Source organism: Segatella cerevisiae, from assembly GCF_024054555.1.
GTDB lineage: Bacteria > Bacteroidota > Bacteroidia > Bacteroidales > Bacteroidaceae > Prevotella > Prevotella cerevisiae.
Map to the genome: position 1 here is coordinate 1 of NZ_JAMXLY010000110.1, position 1,217 is coordinate 1,217.

1 protein-coding gene is annotated in these 1,217 nt (G+C 46.1%); it reads left to right on the top strand.

Annotation, left to right across the window (positions count from 1 at the left end; translation table 11 throughout):
- Nucleotides 1-168 precede the first annotated feature (168 nt).
- A complete protein-coding gene (locus tag NG821_RS12555; protein WP_252761995.1) occupies nt 169-1,155 on the top strand; it encodes an IS3 family transposase in 987 nt (328 codons plus the stop codon).
- The last annotated feature ends 62 nt before the right edge of the window (nt 1,156-1,217 follow it).

Sequence of the window (1,217 nt, forward strand, 5' to 3'; positions counted from 1 at the left end):
AGCATCAAAATTGCCGGATGACACAGAGTCCTTGAAGAATGAGGTGCGCCGTCTTCAACAGGAGCTGAAAAGTGCACGGTACCGTGCCCATGCTTTCAATACGATGATAGACGTAGCGGAAGAGACCTATCACATTTCCATCAGAAAAAAACATGGCGCCGAACGGTAATGAGACTTCTTGCAGAACCGGACCATTCCACGGTGGAGATGGCCTGCAAACTGTTTGGCGTAACGAAGCAAGCCTGGTATAAGAACAATGATCATAGCATAGACAGGGCGGCCAGGGAAGACATGGTCATCCAATATGTAAAAGGGATCCGTCTAAAGGATCCCGGTATGGGCGGAAGGAAACTATGGCAGATGTACAGGAAACACTATGGCAGTAAAATTACTGTCGGCCGGGACTGTTTTGAGCATATTCTGAGCTGCCGGGGACTGACCTTGCGCAAACCACGGCAACATCCCCGGACAACCGATTCGAGGCATGACTTGCCGAAGTATCCGAATCTTGTGAAAAGCCTCATTCCGGATCATCCGAATCAGGTATGGGTTAGTGACATAACCTATCAGGTTATTTGTCCGGAGAAGAATTCGTCTGATTGTGACTTTGTCTATCTGTCCCTCATTACAGACGCATATACGAAATCCATAAAGGGGTGGAGCGTCGGCGATACACTGGAAACGAAATACCCGCTTATAGCCCTGAAGATGGCACTGCGGCAGACCGGAACGGAGAATATAAAAGGTCTTATCCATCATTCAGACAGAGGCGTACAGTATGCCAGTTTTGAATATGTAGAACTACTGAGGAAATATGGAATATCCATAAGTATGACGGAAAGCGGTGACCCGAAAGACAATGCAATTGCGGAGCGCTCGAATGAAACATTAAAGGATGAACTTTTCAAAGGTCTCGTTTTTAGAAATATTGAGGAGGTCAGACAAGCGATGCAAAAGGCCGTAGATTTCTATAATAACGAACGTCCCCACATGAGTCTGGGAGGGCTGACTCCCAGCCATGCAATGAAAATGAATGGAGCCATTCCCAAGCAATGGTTCAGTTACAGGGAAAAGGCAATTAAAGGAATGAAAAAAATGCTGACATCTCCTGATACAACTCCAAAAATGCTCCCTGCCCCGGGGCAGGGAGCATAGAAGTCAACCTTTATCAGGATTAGAAGATAAAATGTCAACCATATGTAGGATTAAGGAAAATA

What these genes read in the sequence shown, in the direction of transcription:
- NG821_RS12555 (WP_252761995.1), top strand. Translation starts at nt 169, where the DNA reads ATGAGACTTCTTGCAGAACCGGACCATTCCACGGTGGAGATGGCCTGC.